Annotated in this window: 20 protein-coding genes and 4 tRNA genes; 20 read left to right on the top strand and 4 right to left on the bottom strand. The window is 62.5% G+C overall.

Features of this window, described 5'->3' with window-relative positions:
- Window positions 1-10: 10 nt before the first annotated feature.
- Together VFO25_13250 and VFO25_13245 are read right to left on the bottom strand one after the other, a co-directional pair.
- Window positions 11-463: a hypothetical protein gene (locus VFO25_13250; GenBank protein HET9343870.1), complete on the bottom strand. Its 453-nt coding sequence runs from the start codon at window positions 461-463 to the stop codon at window positions 11-13.
- 98 nt (window positions 464-561) lie between these two features.
- Complete coding sequence (locus VFO25_13245) at window positions 562-3,084, bottom strand: EAL domain-containing protein (GenBank protein HET9343869.1); 2,523 nt, start codon at window positions 3,082-3,084, stop codon at window positions 562-564.
- A gap of 155 nt (window positions 3,085-3,239) precedes the next feature.
- Here VFO25_13245 and VFO25_13240 point away from each other — a divergent pair, with 155 nt between their 5' ends.
- Genes VFO25_13240 through VFO25_13230 form a run of 3 tightly spaced genes read left to right on the top strand, consistent with a single transcriptional unit; the run spans window position 3,240 to window position 5,680 of the window.
- Window positions 3,240-3,644 (top strand): DUF2784 family protein, encoded by a 405-nt coding sequence (locus VFO25_13240; GenBank protein ID HET9343868.1) that lies wholly within the window; start codon window positions 3,240-3,242, stop codon window positions 3,642-3,644.
- Window positions 3,645-3,702: 58 nt separating this feature from the next.
- The gene (locus tag VFO25_13235; GenBank protein HET9343867.1) at window positions 3,703-4,962 is read left to right on the top strand and encodes a hypothetical protein; all 1,260 of its coding nucleotides are present in this window, start codon (window positions 3,703-3,705) and stop codon (window positions 4,960-4,962) included.
- Between the two features lie 4 nt (window positions 4,963-4,966).
- Window positions 4,967-5,680, top strand: coding sequence for a class I SAM-dependent methyltransferase (locus tag VFO25_13230; GenBank protein ID HET9343866.1), 714 nt, complete (start codon window positions 4,967-4,969; stop codon window positions 5,678-5,680).
- A gap of 82 nt (window positions 5,681-5,762) precedes the next feature.
- Here the strand turns inward: VFO25_13230 and VFO25_13225 are convergent, their stop codons facing one another.
- Window positions 5,763-6,212, bottom strand: coding sequence for a PilZ domain-containing protein (locus VFO25_13225; GenBank protein ID HET9343865.1), 450 nt, complete (start codon window positions 6,210-6,212; stop codon window positions 5,763-5,765).
- Window positions 6,213-6,451: 239 nt separating this feature from the next.
- Here VFO25_13225 and VFO25_13220 point away from each other — a divergent pair, with 239 nt between their 5' ends.
- The 4 genes from VFO25_13220 (at window position 6,452) to VFO25_13205 (ending at window position 10,530) form a co-directional block, all read left to right on the top strand.
- Complete coding sequence (locus VFO25_13220; protein ID HET9343864.1) at window positions 6,452-7,453, top strand: plastocyanin/azurin family copper-binding protein; 1,002 nt, start codon at window positions 6,452-6,454, stop codon at window positions 7,451-7,453.
- A 73-nt stretch (window positions 7,454-7,526) separates the two neighbouring features.
- Entirely contained in the window at window positions 7,527-8,519 is a 993-nt protein-coding gene (locus VFO25_13215) for a sulfotransferase (protein HET9343863.1), read from the top strand.
- Between the two features lie 69 nt (window positions 8,520-8,588).
- Window positions 8,589-9,104, top strand: coding sequence for an Lrp/AsnC family transcriptional regulator (locus tag VFO25_13210; GenBank protein ID HET9343862.1), 516 nt, complete (start codon window positions 8,589-8,591; stop codon window positions 9,102-9,104).
- Between the two features lie 43 nt (window positions 9,105-9,147).
- Window positions 9,148-10,530 carry a KamA family radical SAM protein gene (locus VFO25_13205; GenBank protein ID HET9343861.1) on the top strand — a complete coding sequence of 461 codons (1,383 nt, stop codon included), beginning with the start codon at window positions 9,148-9,150 and terminating at the stop codon, window positions 10,528-10,530.
- Between the two features lie 89 nt (window positions 10,531-10,619).
- On the opposite strand, the gene VFO25_13200 is transcribed toward VFO25_13205, so the two are convergent.
- Window positions 10,620-11,144, bottom strand: coding sequence for a DUF4760 domain-containing protein (locus VFO25_13200; protein HET9343860.1), 525 nt, complete (start codon window positions 11,142-11,144; stop codon window positions 10,620-10,622).
- Between the two features lie 113 nt (window positions 11,145-11,257).
- Between VFO25_13200 and VFO25_13195 the strand changes: the two genes are divergently transcribed.
- The 13 genes from VFO25_13195 to VFO25_13135 form a co-directional block, all read left to right on the top strand.
- Complete coding sequence (locus VFO25_13195; protein HET9343859.1) at window positions 11,258-12,388, top strand: hypothetical protein; 1,131 nt, start codon at window positions 11,258-11,260, stop codon at window positions 12,386-12,388.
- Between the two features lie 70 nt (window positions 12,389-12,458).
- Window positions 12,459-12,926, top strand: a complete 468-nt coding sequence (locus VFO25_13190; GenBank protein HET9343858.1) for a DUF1203 domain-containing protein — start codon at window positions 12,459-12,461, stop codon at window positions 12,924-12,926.
- On the top strand, window positions 12,923-13,924 hold the full coding sequence (locus VFO25_13185; protein HET9343857.1) for a methylated-DNA--[protein]-cysteine S-methyltransferase: 1,002 nt from the start codon (window positions 12,923-12,925) through the stop codon (window positions 13,922-13,924). Before VFO25_13190 ends, VFO25_13185 begins: the two co-directional genes overlap by 4 nt.
- 22 nt (window positions 13,925-13,946) lie before the next feature.
- Window positions 13,947-14,858, top strand: a complete 912-nt coding sequence (locus VFO25_13180; protein ID HET9343856.1) for an EamA family transporter — start codon at window positions 13,947-13,949, stop codon at window positions 14,856-14,858.
- 45 nt (window positions 14,859-14,903) lie between these two features.
- Complete coding sequence (locus tag VFO25_13175) at window positions 14,904-15,260, top strand: hypothetical protein (protein ID HET9343855.1); 357 nt, start codon at window positions 14,904-14,906, stop codon at window positions 15,258-15,260.
- 48 nt (window positions 15,261-15,308) lie between these two features.
- Complete coding sequence (locus tag VFO25_13170; protein HET9343854.1) at window positions 15,309-17,033, top strand: PDZ domain-containing protein; 1,725 nt, start codon at window positions 15,309-15,311, stop codon at window positions 17,031-17,033.
- A 69-nt stretch (window positions 17,034-17,102) separates the two neighbouring features.
- Window positions 17,103-17,186: transfer RNA gene (locus VFO25_13165), tRNA-Tyr, on the top strand.
- 67 nt (window positions 17,187-17,253) lie between these two features.
- A tRNA-Gly gene (locus VFO25_13160) sits at window positions 17,254-17,329 on the top strand.
- A gap of 63 nt (window positions 17,330-17,392) precedes the next feature.
- Window positions 17,393-17,998 carry a hypothetical protein gene (locus VFO25_13155; GenBank protein HET9343853.1) on the top strand — a complete coding sequence of 202 codons (606 nt, stop codon included), beginning with the start codon at window positions 17,393-17,395 and terminating at the stop codon, window positions 17,996-17,998.
- Between the two features lie 81 nt (window positions 17,999-18,079).
- Window positions 18,080-18,259, top strand: coding sequence for a hypothetical protein (locus tag VFO25_13150; GenBank protein HET9343852.1), 180 nt, complete (start codon window positions 18,080-18,082; stop codon window positions 18,257-18,259).
- A gap of 84 nt (window positions 18,260-18,343) precedes the next feature.
- A tRNA-Thr gene (locus VFO25_13145) sits at window positions 18,344-18,415 on the top strand.
- Between the two features lie 15 nt (window positions 18,416-18,430).
- A tRNA-Arg gene (locus tag VFO25_13140) sits at window positions 18,431-18,504 on the top strand.
- A 125-nt stretch (window positions 18,505-18,629) separates the two neighbouring features.
- The coding region (locus VFO25_13135; protein ID HET9343851.1) for a GTP-binding protein at window positions 18,630-18,771 on the top strand (142 nt) is incomplete at its 3' end.

Below are 18,771 nucleotides of genomic sequence, written 5' to 3'. Positions count from 1 at the left end.
GCATACCGCATCATCCGCCGCTCTGCAACACGAAGTCCGGCATGGCGCCGCTCTTGTTGCCGCACAGATGCATGTGTTCGGCGTGCGGCATGAAGACGAGCATGATGTCATAGTGCGGCGACGGGAATCCATCGTGGCCGTGCGGTGCGAACCAGATGTCGATGTGGTCGACTGGGAACGGCGGCACCGGCTTGCCGACGTCGTTGAGGTCGAAGCCCTTCTCGAAGTCGCGTTGCGAGATCATCACTTCTTCGAAGACCGGTTTCCCATCGTGAACCCCGTAGGTCGGGCCGAACGGCAGCCGCTTCGGGTTCCAATAGATGTCGCCGAGCGCCTCGACGCATGGGGCAACGGCGGTCGCATCCGCCGGGAGCCAGGACGGTCTCGCGATGTCGGTGCCTCGAGCGACGCCGGTCGACGTGAGGCAGACGGTGCAAAGGGCCATCGCCCACGAATTCTTCATGCCGCAATTTTTGCGCAGCCGGATAGCGAGTCCCACGCGATGTCGGGTCTCCGCGCAAAAGCCGAACTTACCGACGCAGGGCTCGGGATTTACCGGCGCTATCCGCCGCCCGCGCGTTTCGCCGCAGGGCGAGCCTCGAAGCCTTCGATCGCTTCTTGGAAGCGCCCGCGGCGACGATGTTTGGCGCCAGGCGTCTTGAGCGTGCCGTCCGCCGCCTTCTGCCGCGCGAGCCATTGGGCGAATTCGTGCGCGGGTACCGGTTGACTGAAAAAGTGACCTTGGCCTTGCGTGCATCCGAACGCGGTGAGCAGCTCGACCTGATCGGCGGTCTCGATGCCTTCAGCGATGATGCCGAGTCCGAGGCTTTGCGCCAAACCGATGATCGCGCGAGCGATGACGCGAGAATGTTCGTCATGGGTGATCTTGCCGACGAAGGACCGGTCGATCTTGAGGCCGTCGATGGGGAACGCACCGATGCGCCCGAGAGAGCTGTAGCCGGTGCCGAAGTCGTCGAGCTCGATTCGCACGCCCGTCGACTTGAGCTTCGACATGATGTCGAGCGCTTGGAGATCGTTGTCCATGAGCAAGCTCTCGGTGATCTCCAGGCGCAGCCGCTTCGGGGAGACGCACGCGATGATGAGCGCGTTGGCGACCTCATCGATGAGCTCGAAGCGCCGGAATTGCCGCGGCGCCACGTTGACGCTGATGTCGACGTCGGGCAAGCCTTGCGCTTTCCACTCCGCGAGGTCGAGGCACGCGCGATCGAGGACCCAGCGGCCGATCGGAACGATAAGACCGGTCTCCTCGGCGATAGAGACGAATGCGCCCGGGCCGACCTGCCCTCGCTCCGGATGGTTCCAGCGGAGGAGTGCTTCAGCGGCGATCGCCTTGCCCGAACGCAGGTCGAGTATCGGTTGGTAATGGAGGACGAACTCTTCGCGCTCGATCGCTCGTCGCAGATCGTTTTGCACGACCATCCGGTGCGAGACCGACTCCTGCATCGCGGGCTGATAAAAGCGGAAGGCGTTGCGCCCCTCTGCTTTCGCCTGGTACATCGCGACGTCGGCATGGCGGACGAGCGTCTCGATATCGTTCCCATCGTTCGGATAGACGCTGATGCCGATGCTCGCGGTCGTCGTGATCTCGCGCCCATCGATGACGTGCGGCGTCATGAGAGCGGCGAGCGTTCGTGTCGTGTACGCAGCGACGTCGTCGAGCGACGCGACGTCGTTGAGGACGATGATGAACTCGTCGCCGCTATAACGGCACAGCGTATCGCCTTCGCGCATTCCCGCATTGAGCCGAGCGGCGACGTCGCGCAGGACGATGTCGCCCGACGTGTGGCCGAGGCAGTCGTTGACTTCTTTGAATTGGTCGAGGTCCATGAACAGTACGCCGACGAGCCGGTTGTTACGGCCGGCCGCCGCGATGCTCTGGCTGAGCCGATCCCGTAAGAGAACTCTGTTCGACAGGCCTGTGAGCGTGTCGAAATGCGCGAGGAACGCAAGACGCTCCTCGGCCTCTTTTTTCTCGGTGACGTCGCGCAGTAGCGCGAGCCGGACCGTTTTACCCGACCACTCGATCTCCGATGACGTGACGTGCACGTCGAGAAGCGATCCATCCTTGCGCCGATGCGTCCAGATGCCGTGGTCGTGGAACGGTGAATCCCGCTGCCCCATACGCTCGAGCATGCGGGGGACGTCGCTTTGCGGCCGCACGTCGGTGAGCTTCATCGCGGCGAATTCGTCGAGGGTGAAGCCGTACTGGTCGACGGCACGTTTATTGACGGCGAGCAGCGCGAGCGTTTGGGGATCGTAGATCCACATCGGGATCGGGCTCGTCTCGAAAAGGTTCCGGTAGCGCCGCTCCGATTCGTGGAGCGAAGATTCCGCCCGCATCCGGCGAGAGACGTCGCGCGTGAGGAGGTGCGTTTCTCGGACGGTCCGCTGGTCGTCGACTGCGCGCACGATCCGGCCACGCGCCTCGACCCAGATATACACGCCATCCTTCCTGCGCATCCGATACGTCGATTCATAGACGTCGGACTCACTGCTCTGCCCCTCGAGCCGGACGAGATCCTCGGATTGGATGTAGTCTTCGAGGCGGGTGCCGATCAGCTCGTCGACGCTGAAACCGAGGACGTCGGCACACGATGGAGAGACGTACGTGAAGCGGCCCGCCGAGTCGTGGCGTGAGATGACGTCCGAACAAGCATCGACGATGTAGCGCAGACGCATCTCTGCATCGATGTTCTGCCGGACGCTCAGGATGATCGCACCGCCGTCCGGGTGATCGCCGATGCGGCGGTTCGACAACTCGACCCAGAACGTCGATCCGTCCTTGCGATATTCGAGCGCGCGGATTTTGGCGGCGCCGTCTTTCAGGACGGCTGCACGGAATTGCGCGAAGGCGACGGCGTCCGTCTCGAGGCCGTGAAAGATCGAGACCGGCTTGCCGATGAGGTCACTCGGCGCGTGCCCTGTCGACGCCTGCGCTTCAGGGTTTGCGTAGATGATGCGGGGCATGCTATCGCCGGGCTTGGCATGCAGGAGCAGAATCGTCGTCGGCGCTTGTTCGGCGGCCTGCGCGAGGAGATGCTCGGTAGAAAAAAGCTGGTCCATACCCCGGCTCGTAGGCAAGAAGAATCGGTGCCCGATGAGGGCTACCTTTCTCATCGGCTTGTAGCCGCCCCGACGCCCCGCCATGTGTCCGGCAGTGCGACCGGTATCACTAAACAGGCGGCTCGTGGGCGGATACCGTCGAACGCCAGTCCGGGATGTCTGAGGATCGCGCCCTTCACCTCGCCCAGCTCGTCCTGACGGTCCACGCGCTCATCGCGTCCTTCGTCGTCTTCGGGATGATCGCGATACCGCTCGGTGCGCGCCTCGGATGGCCGTTCGTCTATTCGATTTGGTGGCGCGGTGCGCACTTCGGCATCGTCATCCTCATCGCGCTACAAAAGGTCTTGGGGCAGACGTGCTTCCTCAGCGTGTGGGAGTTCGATCTTCTCGACCGTGCCGGGCGCGCCGCAGGGCAGATGCCGGCCGCGCAGGCGGTGCTCACGCGCGTTATGCACTGGGATATGCCGCTGTGGTTCTTCACCGCGCTCTATCTCGTGGTGCTGGCGTATACGCTCCTCATGTGGTACGTCGTTCCACGGCGCCGGCTTCGGCGTGATTGATGATATAATGAACAGCGTGAAAAGATCACCTCTCCACATTACAATCGCGATAGTCGCGATGGCATCGTGCCTTGTCGCTTGCTCGAAATCATCGACGCCCGCCGGTCGCAGCCGCGAAAAATCGGCCGCACCGCGCGCCGTCCAGGCGAGCGCGGAGTATCCAGGTTGGGCCGTGTTCACTTCGCTCGGTGACGAACCGGTTTTCGCCATCGCGGCCGGATTCTCAACGCACGTCTGGCTGATACCGGGCGGAGTAGATGCGCCGGTACTGCGCGTCGCCTTTGACGGCTCGTACGACACGATCTCTATGCCGAGTAAGATAGCGGGTGCGGTCGCAGTGGCTGCCGGGCCGAAGGGGGACATGTGGGTATCCGAATGGTTCGGGAAGATCGGCGAGATCCGGATGCCCGATGGACCGATAAGGGAGTTTTCGATCGGCGGGCCGGACAAGGACGCGATCGGTCTCGCCTTGGGGCCCGACCGGAACTTGTGGTTCGTCGCTCGCGATGGTGGCGCTATCGGGAAGATCACGTCGACCGGTGTCGCGACCGAGTATCAGCCGCACCTCATGAACGCAGGCGAAGCGATCGCAGCAGGTCCGGGCGGCGACGTCTGGTTTTGCGGGTTCGATTCGCCGCCGAGATCGGCGCAAGTCAGGGGCATCATCGGCAAGGTCTCGCCGGCTGGCGCGATCACCGAGTATCCGGTACGCGACACATCGGGGCTTCCGTTCCGGCTCACGGTCGGCGGTGACGGTAATGTGTGGGTCGTCGTTAACGATGCGCAACGCGATGGTCACATCCTCAGGGTGACGCCGTCTGGATCGATGACGGCCTTCGCGGTGCGCGGCAATCCTAGGGACATCGTCGCAGATGGGCCTGATAAGCTCGACTTCACTATCGATAGCACTCCGTCGTTTGGTGAGATCGCACTTGACGGCCAAATCTCGACGATCCCGTTGCCGGGCGGACCGACTGCACGCGCGACAGCGCTGACGGTGACGCCGAACGGCGACGTGTGGTTTGGCGGGTCGCTCAACGGTAAGGGTGCGGTCTTCGTGCGCTTGGCATCGAAGATCGATGTCACGCCTGCGTCGGTGACGCTCGCTGCACCAGGCGCATCGCAGAAGATCACGGTCTCGGAGAAGAAGTACTCCGGGAAGTGGAAAGTGCAAAGCTCGGACGACGGGATCGTCGACGTGACCAAAGGTAAGACGCTTGACACATTCACGGTCGTGGCGATATCAGATGGCACCTGCATGTTGACGATCGCTGACAAAAAAGGCAACAGCACCACGATTCCGGTCACGGTGAAGTGACAACGTGAAGATATACGATGAACTCGCGCCGTGGTGGCCGCTTTTCTCGCAGCCTTCGGACTATGAGGAAGAAGCGGCGTTCTTCAGCAGCCTGTTCGATCGTACGATTTCGCCCGCGCCGCGCACGATGCTCGAGTTGGGTAGCGGCGGCGGGAACAACGCCTCGTTCATGAAGGCTTCGTGCTCGATGACGCTCGTCGACATCGCGCCTGGGATGCTCGACGTCAGCCGCTTCATCAATCCTGAGTGCGAACATGTCGAGGGCGACATGCGCACGCTTCGGTTAGGCCGGGCGTTCGATGCGGTATTCGTCCACGACGCGATCTGCTACATGACGAGCGAGGCGGATCTGAAAGCCGCAATGCGCACAGCGTGGGAGCACACGAAGCCGGGTGGCGTCTCTCTGTTCGTCCCCGACCATGTCCGCGAAACCTTCGAGAAATCCGCCGACATGGGCGGCCACGACGATGGCGACCGCGCACTACGCTACATCGAGTGGCATGATGATCCCGACCCGACCGACTCGACGTGCGTCACCGACTATGCGATCTTGCTGCGCGATCGCAACGGCACGCGCGTCGTCGTACACGAACGCCACATCCACGGGCTCTTCGGCCGTGACGAATGGACGGTATGGCTGCGCGAAACAGGATTTGAGCCGACGATCGTTCGCGACAAGTGGGGCCGCGACGTATTCGTCGCCGTCCGCCCGAGGTAACGCCGCGGCGGTCGAGATGAATCTCGACCGCTCCCTTTCAAAATGCGAGGCCGCAGCCGCGTTCGTTCCTGAAGTACGAAGGTCAGGCCGCGTCGGGACTCCAGGGCGGCGGCGGCGCGTCGAATTGCCAGCCGTTCTTAGGATCGTGGATGAAGCTCGCGAGCTTGTCGTAGTCGCGCTGCGCCATGCCGGTGAACTTGAGGCCGTACTGGCACTTGAAGTCGCTGTTCCGCGCGCCGGTGTGGACGACCCGAGCCGGGATCTCGACGCGGAGCTCCGATGCCAGTTGTACTTTGAGGATCACGCGATCGTTGACGCGGAGGCGGACGTGGCTCGTCATGCTCGCACCGCCGACCGAGATGTTTTTCAACATGACGGAGACCGGCGGTTGCTTCGCGATATGAAGCTGCGCGGTGACTTTGACGGGCAGGCGTGGCGCGCGGCGCGGCTGACGCGCAGACGACGACGTCGACGACGTGACGGCACGAACGAGCTTCAGCAAGGGGTCGGCGAACGATTGGCTTTTGCTCACGACGATATTCTTCAATCCTCGCCCATATGACCACGGGCCGACGCCCATCCATTACCGGCACGCGGGAGGTGTGACGAGGCTCACTCGCGCCTTGCGAAATGGTCTAGGGTCGAAGTGCCTATTGCGGCTCGGCGGCGCCAAGTCTAGCATAATCGGCATAGCCTGACGCTGGAGACACCGCGGATTCGGATTCATCATTTCACGTACACGCTCTCTACAAGCTTGATGGAGGTACGTCGGTGAGCATTCGAAATCGAAGTTTATTCCCGTTCGCCATGCTCGTGATAGCGATCATCGGCAGTCTTGCTGCGTGCAGCGGCTCGACTGGATTGCCGGCCAACCCTGGCGGGCCGGGGCCGGCGCTCATGCAGCCTGGCAAGTCTCTCAACCCGAACACCGGCCAAAACTGGCAGGTGGCGGTGGGCGCGAACCTGCACGACCAAGCTTTTCAAGCGCTTAATTTCTTCTCGAATTCGATAACGATCGATCAAGGCGATACGATCACGTGGACCGTCGGCGGCAACGAGCACACGGTGACGTTTTTCGGAAAGCGGACGCAGCCGTTCATTCCGATAACCAAGCGCTACGGCGGCGACACGTATGACGGCAACATCTACACGAGCTCGGGGATCCTGTTCCCCGGACAACAGTACACGCTCAAATTCACGAAGCCGGGAACGTATCCGTACGAGTGCCTCTTCCACGATCCTGAGATGGCCGGCGTCGTCATCGTGCAGAACAAGGGCGCGGTCTATCCGCATACGCAGAGCTACTACGATCAGCAAGGCGCGATCTCGAGCAGGCATGAGCTCGACGCGGCGATCGGCTCGCTCGACCAATTCCCGTTCGCGCACGGCGGCACGACTCTCGCGGCAGGCATCGCACCGGGCCTCGCGAGCGGACCTCCGGTAAACCCGACGGTGCTGCGTTTCCTCGATACAGACGTCATCCACGACTCGGTCACCATCCCGGTGGGCACGACGCTGACGTGGGTAAACGAGTCCAACAACGAGCCGCACACGATCACGGTGCCAAGACCCGGTCACACGCCGCCGCCCGACAAGAATCCGTTCGCTCCTCCATCCGGCGGCAACACGTACGACGGCAGCCACCTCGTGAACTCCGGACCGCTCTTCCCCGGACAGAGCTTCAGCCTGAAGTTCACGGTGAAAGGCACCTTCACGTACTACTGCCTCGTCCACGACGCCCTCGGCATGCTCGCGACCGTCACTGTCAAGTGACCGCGTAGGTCGGAAGAGGCGGAGCGGTCGATCGTAAAGGTCGACCGCTCCATTTATAGAGTAGTAGGCCCGCATGCTCTTCGGACCTGCGATCCGCAACATCCAAGTCCGCTACTACATCGATCACGACAACGACCCGCGCCGCGCGACATTCGTCGCCGGCATGGGCCGTAGCGGCACGACCTGGCTCGCGCAGCTGCTCAACTTCCGCAACGACAGCCGCTTCATGTTCGAGCCGTTCGATCCGATGCGCGTCGCGATGTCGGTGAATTTCGGCGATCACACTTATTTACGGCCCGACGACACGCGCCGCATCTACCTCGCCCCGGCTCGCGCGATCGTCACGGGGCTCGTCCGCGAATGGTTCGTCGACCAACACAACCGCAAGGTGATATGCGCTCGGCGCATCATCAAAGATATCCGTGTGAACCTGTTCCTGCGCTGGCTCTACGAACAGTTCCCGGGAATGCCGCTCGTCCTCATCGTCCGTCATCCGTTCGCCATCGCCGCGTCGCGGGCGAAGACCGGCGCCGACGTCGACCTCGAAGCCTCGTTCCTCTCGCAGCCGCAGCTCGTCGAAGACTACCTTGCGCCGTTCGCCGACTTGATGCGAGGATGCCAGACGCCGTTCGAGCGGCACGTCGCGGCATGGTGTGTCGAGATCGGCATCCCGCTCTCGCAGTTCAAGCCGGGCGAACTCGGCGTCGTGTTCTACGAGCAGCTCGCCGCCCAACCGCTCGCCGTGTTGCCGGAGATTTTCGCGCACATCGGGCGGCCGTTCGATCGGCGCGTCGCCGACTTCGTGAAAAAGCCGTCGCACACGACCCTCTCAAAGTCGACCCTGACGACGGCTTGGTCGTCCGGCTCATCCCGCGTCACGGGTGCTTGGCAGGCTTCGATATCGCCGGTCCAGGTGCGCCGCGGACTCGACATCCTCGAAGCGTTCGGCCTCTCACATGTCTACGACGACAGCCCGATGCCGAAGCTCGTGCGGCCGCCCCTGGGCATCACCTGGCGCTCGGAGCTGGCGTCCCGGGAGAATATGGTTAGCCCCCAGCCATCTTGAACCTAACGTTCATTCCATGGTATAGTAAGGCCACCGAACAAATCGTGAGCTTAGATCGGAATTGGCCTTATGATCGACCGCACAGCCCTTGACGAGCTCGATATCGGACTGCTCGAAGCGCTCCAACGCAACGCCCGTTCGACTTACGCCGAACTCGGCGCGCTCGTCGGCCTAAAAGCGCCCTCGGTTCACGATCGGGTCAAGCGCCTCGAAGCCCGCGGCTTCATACGCCGGTATAGCGCGCAGCTCGACGGCCGCCAGCTCGGGCGCGGGCTCACCGCCTTCGTCAGCTGCTACACATCGAGCGAGACCGGGTACGACGAGTTCACGAACAACGTATCGAAGCTTCCCGAAGTGTGCGAGATCCACAGCGTCGCGGGTGAGGAGACGTACGTCCTCAAGGTCGTCACGCGCAATACCGAGCACCTCGACGAATTTCTCGCGCGCGCCAAGGCGATCCCCGGCATGATCCGCACGAAGACGACCATCGTGCTCTCGACGCCCTTCGAACGTGGCGGCATCGCGCTCGACCACCAAGGCGCCGCACCCAGGCGGCTGCGCAGCGTCGTCGCCGGACGCTCCTGACCGCACGCATCTCGCATTTTCGCATCGACCGACGAGGAAGCCAATGGCCATCAGCGACATCTCGAAGATCCACGCGCCCGAACCGCACCGACATGTGAAACCGCCGGCTGATCCGTCGGCGCTCGAGCACGAACGGCTGCTGCAAGGAGAGTTCTGGCGCAAGATACCGGCTTACAAAGACATCGACGAGCCGACGTTTCTGGACCACGTCTGGCAGTATCGCAACTCGGTGAAAACGGTCGACGAGCTCGCCAATACGGTCCAAGATCTCGTCTCGCCCAAGTTCCTTGAAGATCTCCGCACCGGCTTCCATCGCGCGCCGATGAATGTCCGCGTGTCGCCGTATGCGATGGCGCTCATCGACTGGGCCAATCCGTATGAAGATCCCATCCGCACGCAGTTCATACCGCTCGCGTCGCGGCTGCTGCCCGATCACCCTAAGCTGTCTCTCGATTCGCTCCACGAGCTCGAAGACTCGCCGATGCCCGGCCTCACCCATCGCTACGTCGACAAAGCGCTCTTCTTGCCGACGAACGTCTGCCCGGTGTACTGCCGGTTCTGCACGCGCTCGTATGCGATCGGCGGCGATACCGACGTCGTCGAAAAGGCGGAGCTCGCGACCGACCCAAAACGCTGGCAAGACGCGTTCGACTACATCGCATCCCGGCCGGAGCTGCAGGACATCGTCATCTCCGGCGGCGACACGTACCAACTGCCGGCGAAGAGCCTTAAGCGCATCGGTGACGCACTGCTCGACATCCCGAACGTCCGGCGCATGCGCTTCGCGACGAAAGGCCCGGCGATTCTGCCGAGCAAGATCCTCACCGACCATGCGTGGACCGAGGCGCTGATATCGGTCGTCGACCGCGGACGGACGATGGGCAAGGACGTCGTCCTCCACACGCACTTCAACAGCCCGAACGAGATCACGTGGATCACGGAGAAGGCGATGCGGTTGCTCTTCGAGCGCGGCGTCTTCGTGCGCAACCAGTCGGTGCTCATCCGCGGCGTCAACGATGACAAAGAGACGATGCGGCTGCTCGTCAAGCGCCTCGGATACCTCAACGTCCATCCGTACTACGTGTACATGCACGATATGGTCAAGGGCGTCGAAGACCTGCGCACGACGATCCAGACGGCGATCGACATCGAGAAGTTCGTCCGCGGGTCGACGGCCGGCTACAACACGCCGCTCTTCCTGTGCGACGCACCCGGCGGAGGCGGCAAGCGCGATCTCCACTCGTTCGACTACTACGATCGCGAGAACGGCATCGCCGTTTACAGCGCACCGAGCGTGAAGCCCGGCGAGTGGTTCCTCTACTACGACCCGATCGACCAGCTGTCGAAAGACGCCCAGGCGCGGTGGAAAGATCCGGCGACGCAAGACGCGATGGTCGCCGACGCGATCGGAAAAGCAAAAGGTTGAGGATGTAGCGGTCGAGCTTTAGCTCGACCGCCGCGGCCTTTCAGGCGAGCTCGTCTCCGGTCGAGCTGAAGCTCGACCGCTACAGAGAATCAGCTGAACTGGCGCGGGTCGTAGTTCGGATGCGGCGGCCGGGGAATGTCCTTCCACCATGCGCTGTACTTCGCGAGCCATTCGAAGTTCTCGTAGATGTATTCGTTATTCTCAAGGCGGCGCCGGCGCGTGATGAACGGTTCGAGCGCTTTCCAGCGGGTCCTGATCATGTGGCCGACGGCGTCGACGATGAGGGACGCGTCGAGCACCTCGCGTCTCGCTAGGCAAGCGACCGTCTCCATCATCTGACCGACGACGAAGTTCGCGCGCGAATCTGCCGATTGCGAATAGCGCGCGATGAAATCTTCGTCGGTCGTGTAGTGCTCGTTGGCATTTGCGAGTTCGTCGAAGGCGGCGATGAGTTCCGGCGACGTCAGCCGGTCGATCGCTTCGAGGAGCGCGAGCGCGTTGCGCTCGTGCGCCATCTCTCGGGCCTGGCGGTGCATGAGGACGGCGGTGACGATGACCGTCGCAAATGCGACGACCAGCGAAACGATGGGAACGATCGTCTCGAACGGCGACATGGCACTGACGATTCTCGGTAGCGGTCCTAGCCTCCGCCCAAGGGGACGTTCGACCCTAGGCTCCCGTCAAGGCGCCGCGTTAGACTGTAATCACTTCAGGTCGCCGGAGGTCCATGATGTCGTTCGCGTTGCGCGCTCGCTCGCTCGCCGTGCTCTCATCCGTTCTTATCGCGACGACCGTCGCACAACCCGCTTTCGCCGGATCGTGCACGTGGTCGCAGCTCAAGACGCCGAACCCGGGCGATGGCGTCAACGAACTGAACTCCGTGCTCGCGTTCTACGTCGGCAACGTGTGGGCGGTCGGCGATTCTTCGTCGGCATCGACCGGCACGTACGAGGACGTCATCGACCATTGGGGCGGCAGCTCCTGGACGACCCAGATCGTCGGAATGGCGCCGCTCACGCAGCTGCTCTCCGTCGGCGGTAATGACAACAAAAACGTCTGGACGGCCGGCTTCGCGACGACGTCGAACGATCCGAGTACCGCCGCGCCCATCGCGCTCCACTTCGACGGCACGTCGTGGACATCAACGTCGCCGGTCCTCATGAGCGGTTGGCAACCGGCACGCTTCAACGCGATCACCGGCATCGGCGGGAAAGATGCGTGGGCCGTCGGCTTCCGCAATACTATGTACGGACCGCAGCAGCTCATCGAGCACTGGAAGGGCACGAAGTGGGTCGACTTCAACATCCCGGTCCAGCAGAACACGCAGAGCGATCTCATCGCGATCGCGGCGCTCTCAGGGACGAATATCTTCGCGCTCGGCGATTGGTCGTCGAACGGCCAGAGCGGCACGATGATCGAGCACTATGATGGCTCGAACTGGACGACGTCGTTTGAATCGACCGCATGCCTCTCGACGATGACGGCGCTGGCGCCGAGCTACATCTTCGCGGCGGGCGCGTGCGGCGGGTCGTCGACGATCGAGTTCTTCAACGGCACGAGTTGGTCGGCGCAGCAAGGGCCGGCGGTCGATCCGTCGACGATCATCTCCGGGATCTCCGCTCGCAGCTTGACCGGCGTATTCGCGGTCGGGCAGATCCCGGCGACCGGGCAAGGCTTTTCGATGTTCTTCGACGGCAACGCGTGGACGCAGATCATCGTGCCGAATCCGAACAAAGACGTGCGGATCCTGACCGCGACGGCGCAGGTGCCGCGGCTTACCGAGTTCTGGACGGTCGGCACAGTCATCCCGCAATTCGGCATGACGAGGACGCTGTCGGTCAAGCCGAACTGCACCTAGTCCTTTCGACGAGGATTTGAACGCAAGAAACGGGGCGCGCGCATAGCGCGCCTCGCGTTATGCTTTGCCCATGAGTTATCGAATCGTGGGCCTTGCGCCCGAACCGTTCCTCGACTTGTTCCAAATGTCGGACGACGAGCTCGCCGCACGGCATATCATCCGCACGAGCGCAGCAGAGAAGCCGGGCTATCCCTGTCGCATCACGCTCGACGACGCAGAGCCGGGCGAGAGCGTCTTGCTCCTCAACTACGAGCATCAAACGGCATCGACGCCGTACCGCTCGTCGCACGCGATCTATGTCAGAGAGAACGCGCGCCGCAGGTTCGACGCGGTCGAGCAAATCCCACCGGCGCTTCGCACGCGAACGCTTTCCGTTCGCGCCTTCGACGCCGACGGGATGATGGTCGACGCCGATATCGTCGAAGGCGAAGCGCTCGAATCGCTGATCGCGCGTTTCTTCGCCGCTACAAACACCGCGTATCTGCACGTGCACAACGCGAAGCGAGGGTGCTTCGCGGCGCGCGTGGAAAGGGCATGAAGATGAAGATCTACGCCGTTCGCACGACGGGCATCTACTGCCGCCCGTCTTGTCCGGCACGAGCGCCGAAACCGGAAAACGTCATCCTCTTCGACTCGACCGACGCAGCACGCAGGGCGGGTTTCCGCGCGTGCAAGCGATGCCGGCCCGACGGCGACACGCGAGCAGAAGAAGCGGTGAAGCGGGCGATCGGGTTCATCGAATCGCATCTCGAGGACGATTTGCCGCTCACTCGCGTCGCGAGTGCGGCGGGCATGAGTCCGACGCATTTCCAACGCGTCTTCGCGACTGCGACCGGTGTTTCGCCTCGCATGTACGTCGCGACGCGCCGCAGCGAATCGCTCAAATCGCGCTTGAAGCGGGGCGATACCGTCCTCGACGCGGCTCACAACGCGGGGTTTTCCGGCCAGAAGCAGGCATACGCGCATGCGAACGGGGCGCTCGGCATGAGCCCGGGCAAATACCGCCGAGGCGGTACGGGCGAATCGATCGTCTACACGATCGAGACGACAAAGCTCGGCAAGACGCTCATCGCGACGACCGAGCGCGGCATCGCCGCGATCGGCTTCGGAGCCAAAGCCACCTCGCTCATCGCCGATCTGCGCGCGGAGTTCCCAAAAGCGACGATCGCCGACGTGAACGCTTCCACGCAACGTGCCGCCAAGATGCACCTCAATGCGGCATTGCGTTCGGTGCGCGCGCGGATCGCCGGCCGCTCGGGCGGCGATGTCAAGCTCGACGTGAGCGGTAGTCCATTCCAGCGCAAGGTGTGGCAGGCGATCCAAAAGGTCAGGCGCGGTTCGACGACCACGTACGCGAAGCTCGCGAAAGCGATCGGCCGGCCAAAGGCTGTGCGCGCCGTCGCAAGCGCGTGCGCGGCTAACAAGATCGCGCTCGTCATCCCCTGCCATCGGATCTTGCGTTCCGACGGTTCGGCCGGCGGCTACCGATGGGGAAACGACCGCAAGGCCGTGCTGCTGCGCAACGAGGTCGCGTAACCGCGAGATCCGACATCGGACGATGACGACACCGAAGAGCTCTTCGCTTCGCACGACCTTTCTATTCACGCTCATGTGCTGGGTATGGGGCAGCACGTGGCTCGCGATCCGCTTCGGTCTCGAGGGCGTGCCGCCGTTCGTCGGTGCCGGATTGCGGATGGCGATATCGGGCGTGTTGCTCATCGCTGCTGCGTTCCTCATGCGGACGCAGTGGCCGAGGACGAAGACGTACGCGATCCACATCGTCATCCAAGGCGTGTTGCTCTTCGGGTGCCAATTCGCACTCGTCTATTGGTCCGAGCAAACGGTGCCGAGCGGACTCGTCGCGGTGCTGTTCGCCGCTACGCCGCTCGTGACGTCGCTTCTCACGACCGTCGTCCTGCGTATGGAGCAGCTGAGCACTATCAACGTGTTAGGGCTCGCCTGCGGTTTCTGCGGCGTTGCGGTTATCTTCTGGTCGGAGGTGGTGTCGGCAGCGCATGCGCCTGCGGACGGGGCGATCGCCGTGCTGGTAGCGGCGGTCTGCGCCTCGGTCGCGTCGGTGTGCGCGAAGCGTTTGGCGGCAAACGTGCCGGCGATCGCAACGGTCGGACCCGGGCAACTCATCGGATCGGTCGTGCTCGGTGTGCTTGCGCTCGCGACCGAACGTTCGGAACCAGTCGTCTTCACCCAGACGGCGACGCTTGCCATCATCTATCTGATCGTCCTCGGCAACGGCGTCGCGTTTTTGGCCTACTTCACGCTCATGCACGTCATGCCGGTGACCAGGCTCAATCTGCTGACGTACATCACGCCGATCATCGCCGTACTCCTCGGCGTCTTCTTCGCCGGCGAGCACATCGCGATGACGACGATACTCGGAGCGGCGATCGTGTTCGCAGGCATCGGCCTCGTCCACGTCAAGCCGCCGGCAACGGTTAAGTCGACCGCCTAGCTCCAATCGAGGAAAACGGTCATACCAGGTGAGAAGCCTGGTCACGTGAATATTAGACGCACGTCCATTGTTTGTCTTACTGCCGCGATGCTCGTACTCGCGAGCGTGAGTCTTGCGCGCGCCGGAACGATCGACGGGGTGCTCACCGGTTACGCGAGCGGCAACGAAGGCACCGATGTGACCGTCAAGACGTCGGACGGGCACACGCACCGCTTATGGTTCGACAATCTCAAGAAGCCGCTGTTCCAAGGAAAACAGCTGCCGTGGTGCCCGGAATTTCCGTGCACCGGCTGGCCGTCGAAGCTCGTCATCGGAAAGACGCACGTCCGCGTGACGTTTGTCGAAAAGAAGGTCGAAGGAAAGACGATCGAATCACCGACTCGCGTCGACCTACTGCACTAGACCCGGGCGTTGCTAGCCCCTTTTGCTCTATAGGAGCACACGCGGCGCATGTTCCGACTCTCCATGGTATCACGTCTCGTCGTCGTCATCGTCCTGATCGTCTTATCGCTCGGATTTTCTCCGCTCGACATCCGGCGCTTCATCGGATTCCCGCTCGGCGAGTACGGGTTCAATTCCACGGGCACGATCGTAACGCGTGTGGACAGCGGTGGGCCTGCCGAGCGAGCCGGGCTTCACGTCGGCGATCGCATAGCGTTCGGTGACGCCACACGACTTTCGCGTTACGCGGTCATCCGAGGTGTGGCGTGGAGCCCGGGTGACAAGCTCTCGGGAACCGTCACGAGCGGCGGTCGCACGAGGACGGTCGCCCTCGTCGCCGACCCCGAGCCTGCTTCGGTCCAGGCCTTTGTTGCGTTGCGCTTCGTGCTCGCGTTCTTGACGATCGGCATTGCCGCCGCGCTCTTGCTGACGCGACCGGAGATAGCGACTTGGGGCTTCTTTCTCTATAGCTTGATGGTCATCAATCTGCCGGGGGCGGTCTCCAATTACGTAATCCCCCCGATACTCCTCAACGTGGACTCGTACGTCTTTTCGATATTTTTCAGTCTTGCAGGCATCGGCGGCGTGCTGTTCGCGTTCGCTTTTGCGGGTCAACCATGGACGCCATGGCGGCGGCTGGCGATTGCTGCGACATTCACGGCCGCAGCCGTGGCGACACTACTGGAAGTCCTTTTTGGCGCCGCATCGGACCGAGGGCTGAGCATCGTCGACGCCTTTGCCGGCTTGGCGTTGTTCATGATGCTGCTCGGCCTCATCGATTCGTATCGGCACGATGACGGCGCGTCACGCCAGCGCCTGCGATGGATGATCGCGGCATTGCTCATCGTCGTGCCGGCGCACTATATCGCTGGTTGGTTCTATCCAGGACCCCTCTCGTATGGCGCGTACGCGAGCCTGATCGCGATCCAGGCGGTATTGCCGCTTACGGCAGCCTATGCGATGTTCCGGAAGCGCGTCGTCGATGTCGATTTCGTCGTGAGCCGAACGCTCGTCTACGGCGTGCTCACCGTTTCGCTCGTGGCGATCTTCTCGCTGCTCGATGCCGTCTTGTCCCGCTCATTCGCAGAATCACGCGTAAGCCTGAGCATCGACATCATCGTCGCACTCCTCCTCGGCTTCTCGCTCAATTCCGCGCACCGCAGAGTCGATGTTGTCATCGACCGAGTGATCTTTCGCGAGCGCCATCGAGCGGAGCTGCAACTCGAACGCAGCGCTAACGGCATCATCCACGCTTCAGACGAAGACACCGTCTCACAGACGCTCGTGCGCTTGCCGATAGAGGCGCTCCGACTGACCGGCGCAGCGGTCTACCGGATGGACGGCGCCGCCTTCACCAAAGCAGCTGCGTCCGGGCAGTTCGTATCGCTTACGGGCTCAGTCGGCCGAAACGACGCTCTGCCGCTTTATCTGAGTTCGGAGCACCAACCAGTGCGGCTCGATTCGTTGCCGCTTTCGGTCTTCGGCGAGTCGCACGGTACGGCTAGCGTCGTGCTCGCGATTCCGGTAACGATGCGTGGCGAGCTCGACGGCTTCGTTGTCTACGGCGCACATCGGAGCGGTGCCGATATCGATCCGGACGAGCAGCGCGCACTTGTGCCACTCGTGCGAAACGCCGCGACTGCGTTCGGACACATCGAGGCGGCGGCTCTTCGCGCTCGCGTGGCAACGCTTGAAGCGATGCTCCTGGCGAAAGCAGGAAACGATGCGACCTGACTGCGTTCGCACTCGCAATGCCCGAGGAAATCTACCGACCCGAGTAGGATAAGGCACATTCCCAATCACGGGCAGGTGGCCGAGTGGTTAATGGCAGCAGACTGTAAATCTGCCGCGCGACGCGCTACGTAGGTTCGAATCCTACCCTGCCCAAACTCGAAGTAGTAACGCCTATTAACCCAGGGCATTTTCAAACGCTCGGCCAACGATAACACAGCGGGCGGGAGTAGCTCAATTGGTAGAGCGCTAGCCTTCCAAGCTGGATGTTGCGGGTTCGAGACCCGTCTCCCGCTCCATAGACCTCGAGGGACGGTCGCGAACGTTGACACGCGGCCGTTCTTGCTGGTGCGGAGGCCGCCATGTCACTCGAATTCCTCAACTCGATCGCCCCGATCCTCACGATCGTCATCGTCGCAGCGACGGCCATCGCAGCGCTCGTGCAGCTCAAGCATATGCGCGCCGGCAATCAGATCAGCGCGCTCTTGGCGATCGGCGAGGAGTTGTCGACCGAGAAATACGCAGACGCCGCCGACCTCGTGCGGCACAAACTAGCTGCCGCGATGGAAGATCCCGTCTATCGCGAGTATGAAATAGCGCTGACGCTGAATCGGCCTGCGCCCGCTGTCGATCAAAGCTACGTCGAAATTCGGCGCGCGTCGGTTTTGGTCGGCAACGCATACGAACAGCTGGGCATACTCGTCAAGAGCGGCATCGTCGATCGAGACATGTTGCTCGACCGCTACAATTGGCTTATATTGTTGCAGTGGCGGCGGCTGGAGGGGGTCACGGCTCTCAGCCGCGCGGCGATGGGGAACACGATGGCGTGGGAGAACTTCGAGTATCTCGCTGTGCTGTCCGAGGACTATTTGGCGAAACACCGAGGCGGAACGTATCCGCGCGGCGTGCGACGCATGCCGCTGGCGAATCGATGGCCGCTGCCGGAATCAGCCGCGCCCTCGCGATGACGCGGTTGGGGCGCGGCAGGTAATCCGCGGTCATAGGCCTATAGTGTCTGCTAACTGGTGCGACTCTTTTCGGAGGACGCTATGGAACAGTTCGTCGCCAACCTGCTGCACGCAGCCGCCTGGACGTTCTCGCTCATCTTCCTTTTCGCGATCATCGGCGTTGTCGCGACGATCCGCTGGATCGTGGGGCTCTTCATGCGCGGCGAGCAGGCCGTCGCCTCGGGCGTGCAAAGCGTCGAGCACATGGTGCAGAGGAAGTAGACTTCCTCGAGCCTGCCGCGCGGCTCGGCCCTTGCGCCGTGGTCGCCCTTCCGATAGTATAAGGAACGGCCAGCGGTCAGGCGCGCCCTTGTAGCTCAGTGGTAGAGCGCGTCCTTGGTAAGGACGAGGCCGCGGGTTCAATCCCCGCCGAGGGCTTTTCGATTCACGCGCGCGCCCGTAGCTCAAATGGATAGAGCAAGGCACTCCTAAGGCCGAGGTTGGAGGTTCAATTCCTCTCGGGCGCGAATTTTAGCGGTTCGCATCCCGGAGTGCGAAACCGGGGTGTGCGTAAGCGTGTCTTGAGATACCCGGCCAACGAGCGATTGCGGCGCTTCCGCAATGACCCATAATCGATACGGAGACGCAGAGGTTGGCAAAGGCGAAATTCGAGCGGACGAAACCGCACGTGAACATCGGGACGATCGGTCACGTCGACCACGGCAAGACGACGTTGACGGCGGCGATCACGAAAGTGCTCGCGGCGTCGGGGACGGGGACCAAGCCCTTGATCG

This window comes from Candidatus Eremiobacteraceae bacterium (genome assembly GCA_035710745.1).
Taxonomy (GTDB): Bacteria; Vulcanimicrobiota; Vulcanimicrobiia; order Eremiobacterales; family Eremiobacteraceae; genus JANWLL01.
Note: the sequence above shows the minus strand (reverse complement) of the source record. Positions and strands in the feature narration are given on the sequence as shown.

What these genes read in the sequence shown, in the direction of transcription:
- VFO25_13195 (HET9343859.1), top strand. Translation starts at nt 11,258, where the DNA reads ATGATGTCGTTCGCGTTGCGCGCTCGCTCGCTCGCCGTGCTCTCATCC.
- VFO25_13150 (HET9343852.1), top strand. Translation starts at nt 18,080, where the DNA reads ATGGAACAGTTCGTCGCCAACCTGCTGCACGCAGCCGCCTGGACGTTC.
- VFO25_13215 (HET9343863.1), top strand. Translation starts at nt 7,527, where the DNA reads ATGCTCTTCGGACCTGCGATCCGCAACATCCAAGTCCGCTACTACATC.
- VFO25_13250 (HET9343870.1), bottom strand. Translation starts at nt 463, where the DNA reads ATGAAGAATTCGTGGGCGATGGCCCTTTGCACCGTCTGCCTCACGTCG.
- VFO25_13185 (HET9343857.1), top strand. Translation starts at nt 12,923, where the DNA reads ATGAAGATGAAGATCTACGCCGTTCGCACGACGGGCATCTACTGCCGC.
- VFO25_13170 (HET9343854.1), top strand. Translation starts at nt 15,309, where the DNA reads ATGTTCCGACTCTCCATGGTATCACGTCTCGTCGTCGTCATCGTCCTG.
- VFO25_13205 (HET9343861.1), top strand. Translation starts at nt 9,148, where the DNA reads ATGGCCATCAGCGACATCTCGAAGATCCACGCGCCCGAACCGCACCGA.
- VFO25_13245 (HET9343869.1), bottom strand. Translation starts at nt 3,084, where the DNA reads ATGGACCAGCTTTTTTCTACCGAGCATCTCCTCGCGCAGGCCGCCGAA.
- VFO25_13180 (HET9343856.1), top strand. Translation starts at nt 13,947, where the DNA reads ATGACGACACCGAAGAGCTCTTCGCTTCGCACGACCTTTCTATTCACG.
- VFO25_13210 (HET9343862.1), top strand. Translation starts at nt 8,589, where the DNA reads ATGATCGACCGCACAGCCCTTGACGAGCTCGATATCGGACTGCTCGAA.
- VFO25_13190 (HET9343858.1), top strand. Translation starts at nt 12,459, where the DNA reads ATGAGTTATCGAATCGTGGGCCTTGCGCCCGAACCGTTCCTCGACTTG.
- VFO25_13200 (HET9343860.1), bottom strand. Translation starts at nt 11,144, where the DNA reads ATGTCGCCGTTCGAGACGATCGTTCCCATCGTTTCGCTGGTCGTCGCA.
- VFO25_13155 (HET9343853.1), top strand. Translation starts at nt 17,393, where the DNA reads ATGTCACTCGAATTCCTCAACTCGATCGCCCCGATCCTCACGATCGTC.
- VFO25_13240 (HET9343868.1), top strand. Translation starts at nt 3,240, where the DNA reads ATGTCTGAGGATCGCGCCCTTCACCTCGCCCAGCTCGTCCTGACGGTC.
- VFO25_13235 (HET9343867.1), top strand. Translation starts at nt 3,703, where the DNA reads ATGGCATCGTGCCTTGTCGCTTGCTCGAAATCATCGACGCCCGCCGGT.